Here is a 4,326-nt window from a genome sequence, read left to right as displayed (position 1 = left end):
GGAGGCTTCTAGCGTGCTGTATCGAGCAACTCTCGCTGGGTATCTAAGTTTACCTACGAGCACTCACTGCAACTATCAGCAAGCGCTCGTTTTGTAGGTGATAGGGGTTCTGGTGGTTGGTGAAAGGAAGAAGGGTATTTCAATAAGGTTCATTCTGAGAATCTTAAAGAACTATCGCGCCCTCATGTTCGAAGTCGAGCACTACGTCTGCCTGGGCGAAGGTGACCTCAAGCACCACTAAGGCGGGAAGAACCTCAGGAATGCCCACGAGGTGCCCCGGTTGCTTTTCGAGGAATTTCTCCTGTAATGTTTCGGGGGCAAGCGGACTGATGCGTGCGGTCGCGTTCTTGACGCGCACGTGTTCCTCGCCGGCCCTAGAAAGTGTCGTGAATGCAACCGCGGGATGTTGTTCGATTTCACTTACTTTTTGATTGTCTTGGAAGCTGATGAAATAGAGCACTTTGCAATTCGTGTCGTAGTAGAAGTTGACTATGCGGACATTGGGACCATCTTCTGCGGTAGTCGCAAGCGCTATTTCCGATTGCTCCGCCATCATACGTTTGAATTCGCTGAGGTAGTCCATTACCTGATCTCCTTAATCGAGGTTGAAACAACAACGTTAAGGATAGCGAGATTTACTTGACAACTGTCTGTCATATTAAGCATAAAGACTCAGGGTATTTTCTAGATGCTCTTTCATGAGCTGGCGAATATCTTGTGGTTCAAGAACTTCGCAGTGTCTTCCATATGAGGCAAGATGGTGGCATATGACCGCGCCCCTCGGCATGGTAAGTTTTGCAAGAAGTCTTCCATCGGGCAGTTCCTCGTAGGAGGGGAATTCGTCAAGAACGCGATAGGCCATCTCTTTCGAGAACCGCAGCGTGATGGTGACGAACTCGTCTCGAAAGCCCGGATTGCCAACGCATGCCTTCAGGGGCGCGGTGCGCTCGAAGTGGTTGGTGAGTAGGGCGAGCTGCTTGATGCGGCGCAGTTTGAAGAATCGGTAGTCGCCGCGCAGTAGGCAGTAAGCGTAGAGGTACCAGCTTTTTTCCTTGAAGCAAAGCTTTAGCGGCTCAACGTCTCGGGAAGTGCTGCCCTGGGGGCTGTGGTAGGAAAACGTGACGCGCTGTTTTTTGATGACAGCTTTTTTGAGTGTTGCGAAAACCGCAGCTTCTTCTTCGGCAGGTATCCAGCTGGAAAAATCCACCTCAACCCAATCGCTGTTCGTGTTTCCGAAAAGGGAGGATAGTTTGGCAAGCGCGGTAGTGGCTTGCTCGGCATTCACTGCGCTCATAGCGTGAAGCGCTGAAAGTACCTCTGCCTTTTCCTCGTCGGTAAGCACGGTTTTGTTCAGCACGAAATCGGGAAGCAGTGCAATGCCTCCGCCTTTGCCCTTGGTTGCATAAAGGGGGATGCCTGACGAAGAAAGAAGCTCCACGTCGCGGTAGATGGTGCGCGAAGAGACCTCAAAATGCTCTGCCAGTTCTTTTGCGGTCATTTTTTTCTTGTCGAGCAGTAGGTATACCATCTCGAATAACCGGTTGATCTGCATGATCGCTTACCTCGCTTTACCTGTTTTGACAGCAGCCTTACCCTTCGCGTGGCGGGAAGCTAAACGTGGTGCGGCCGGTTTTCGTGTCGACGACGAGGGCTGCGTCGAACTTCTCGCCTTTCTTGCTGATGAAGCCTTTGAGTACGGGCGTTTTCCCTTTGACGGCCAAGGTCGCCATTTGGTTTTTGGTGAGTTGTTTTTGGGCGACCTTGCTCCAGATGGTAAACGCGCATTGGGTGAACGGAAAGGCGGCGCAGCCCACTCCGGCTGTGGTGAAACGCAGGGGCGCGCCACAAAGCGGACAGGTGGCCCCGACGAGTTCGGGGTCGGGTTCTTTGAGCGTGACGATTACGCCTGTGGCCTGGTTGACGCTTTCGCACCAGCGACGTGTCTGCTCTTCGATGTCGCGCACGAACTGCTCCATGTCGTCGGTGCCGCTCTCGACGGCCTTGAGACGCTGTTCCCACTGCGCGGTGAGGGTGGCGCTTTTGAGGTCGTCGATGGGCAGTGTCTTGATAACCTGGATGCCGAAGGGCGTGGCGTGGATCTGCTTCTTCTTGCGCTCGATGAAGCCGCGGCCTACGAGCGTCTCGATGATGCCCGCCCGGGTGGCATCGGTGCCGATGCCCATGTGACGCGGGTCGGAGAGTATTTCCTTGTAGTCCTCGTCCTCAAGCGACTTGCCGGCCGACTTCATGGCGGATACCAGCGTCTCGTCCGTGTAGCGTTTGGGAGGTTTCGTCTCGGTCTTGCGCACTTCGAAGGTGGCGGGGTAGGCATGGTCTTCCTCGATGGGCGGGAGCGTGTCCTTCTCGCGCTTGGGCATGGCGTCTACCGCCCACCAGCCTTTGCGGCGAATGATGGTGCCGCGCGCCACGAAGCGCTCCGGCTCGCTGCTCGCTGCCAGCACCGTGCAGCCGACCGCGACCTGTCCGCTTTGCACCACGGGGCACGCTGGTGTGGTCACGGCGTGGTGGGTGGCCGTGGTCTCCTCCACCAAGGCGGCAGGGTAGTACAGGCGAATGAGCGACTTCGCAATAAGGTCGTAAAGGTCGACCGCGGCAGGGGAGGCCCCTTGGGGAATCTTGCCGGTAGGGACAATGGCGAAGTGGGATTCCACCTTGTCATCGTTGCAGGTGCTTGACGGGAAGTTCTCCAGAGAGGCTCCCGCCACGAAACGCTTGTAGCGCTCGCAACGGCCGAGGATTTCCAGCACCTTGTGGACGGTGGGGGCCATGTCGCTTGTTAAGTATTGGCTCGAGGTACGCGGGTAGGTGATGAAGCCCTGTTCGTAGAGTTCCTGCGAGCAGTCGAGCGTCTGCTGGGCGGTGTAGCCGAGTTTTTTGTTCGCATCCATTTGCAGGGTGGTTTGGGAGTAGAGCAGCGGCGGGTTCGTGCGCTTTTCCTTGGTTTCGAGGTTGTCCACCTTGAGGTCGCAGCCCCGTACGCGCTCAAGCAGCGTTTTGGCCGCCCTCTCGTCTTCGGTGGAGCCCGATTCGCTTTTGGCGGTGTATGTCTCGCCATCGGGCATGGTTACCGTGGCGGTGGGGGTGAAAAGCGACTTGCCCTGGAAGTTCTGGATGGCCAGCTCGCGCTCCACGATCATGGCCAGCGTGGGCGTCTGCACGCGGCCGACGCTCATGGTCTTGCTCTTGCCGCGCATGAAATGCAGCGTACTCGCGCAGGTCAGGTTGATACCCACCACCCAGTCGGCGATGGCGCGGGCTCGTCCGGCCGCCACGATGTCCTTGCGCGCGGCCCCGTCGATGAGCGCGCCGAAGGCACGGCGGATGCCGCCGGTGGTGAGCGAGTCTATCTTCACGCGCTGGTAGGGCCCCTCGTAGCCGATGAGCTCGCATACGTAGGCGAAGATGAGCTCGCCCTCGCGGTCGTCGTCGGTGGCGCAGATGACGGTGTTGCCCGGCTTGAACGCGTCGGCCACCACAGCCAGCTGTGCCTCCACCCCGCGGTCGGGCTGGGGGGCTATGCGGTACTCGTCAGGGATGAACGGGCAGGGACGCGCCTGCCAGCTTTTGTAGCGCGGGTCGTACGCCTCGGGGTACACCAGCCCGCCCATGTGCCCGAACCCCCAGGTGACGAATATCTCTTCGCCCGATTTGCCCATGCCGCTCATGAACCCGGTACCTTTGCGCTTGGCGCCGAGCGCTTCGGCGATCTTGCGTCCCAGGGAGGGTTTCTCGGCGTAGATGACGATCACGGGCGGTTCCTTCGGGGAGAGTCGAGGGGGCGGGCGCGGTAGCGCTTCCGGTTTTCGGAACTGCCCATTATAGTGCAAGGCGTGGTTTCTTCAATAAAGCTTTCTTGCCGAAGGCATTCCTCGAAGCGGCGCAGGGACCGCGCAGGGACCGCGGGTTGATTGCGCAGGGACTGGGTCGCGCAGGGAATGGGGAGTTGGCGGCGACATGCATGTTCCACTAGGAAGCAAGTCGGAAAACGGGGGATACGATACGGGCTGGAGCGGTGCTTTCGGCTGCTTTCCCCTGAAACTTGAAAACACGGCAAAATTCGGTCTTGCGCAAAGGCTGCATTCCGGTATAATCTTCACTTGCGCGTTCGGAGACAAGAACGCAGGCACATTCCTCGGTAGCTCAACGGCAGAGCATTCGGCTGTTAACCGAAGGGTTGTAGGTTCGAATCCTACCCGGGGAGCCATAAGCGAATCAAGGGACCCGGCATAGCGTCGGGTCCCTTTGCGTGTTTAGGCAGAGGTGCTGGCAGTGGGGAATGGGGGAGCGAGGATGGGCTCTTTGGAT

Annotated in this window: 3 protein-coding genes and 1 tRNA gene; 1 reads left to right on the top strand and 3 read right to left on the bottom strand. The window is 58.1% G+C overall.

Features of this window, described 5'->3' with window-relative positions; genetic code table 11:
• Positions 1 to 163: 163 nt before the first annotated feature.
• The 3 genes from RR842_RS12220 to RR842_RS12210 form a co-directional block, all read right to left on the bottom strand.
• Positions 164 to 583, bottom strand: a complete 420-nt coding sequence (locus RR842_RS12220; protein ID WP_332514140.1) for a pyridoxamine 5'-phosphate oxidase family protein — start codon at positions 581 to 583, stop codon at positions 164 to 166.
• A 75-nt stretch (positions 584 to 658) separates the two neighbouring features.
• The gene (locus RR842_RS12215; protein WP_332729912.1) at positions 659 to 1,552 is read right to left on the bottom strand and encodes a YafY family protein; all 894 of its coding nucleotides are present in this window, start codon (positions 1,550 to 1,552) and stop codon (positions 659 to 661) included.
• 37 nt (positions 1,553 to 1,589) lie between these two features.
• Positions 1,590 to 3,770 carry a DNA topoisomerase gene (locus RR842_RS12210; protein ID WP_332729911.1) on the bottom strand — a complete coding sequence of 727 codons (2,181 nt, stop codon included), beginning with the start codon at positions 3,768 to 3,770 and terminating at the stop codon, positions 1,590 to 1,592.
• A gap of 380 nt (positions 3,771 to 4,150) precedes the next feature.
• On the opposite strand from RR842_RS12210, the gene RR842_RS12205 reads away from it, so the two are divergent.
• Positions 4,151 to 4,225, top strand: a tRNA-Asn gene (locus tag RR842_RS12205).
• The last annotated feature ends 101 nt before the right edge of the window (positions 4,226 to 4,326 follow it).

The organism is Gordonibacter sp. (assembly GCF_036667095.1).
Classification (GTDB): domain Bacteria; phylum Actinomycetota; class Coriobacteriia; order Coriobacteriales; family Eggerthellaceae; genus Gordonibacter.
This window is presented reverse-complemented; position numbering and strand designations above follow the sequence as displayed.

Bases quoted from the DNA above. Each gene is read 5' to 3' on its own strand.
- RR842_RS12220 (WP_332514140.1), bottom strand. From the start codon at position 583: ATGGACTACCTCAGCGAATTCAAACGTATGATGGCGGAGCAATCGGAA.
- RR842_RS12215 (WP_332729912.1), bottom strand. From the start codon at position 1,552: ATGCAGATCAACCGGTTATTCGAGATGGTATACCTACTGCTCGACAAG.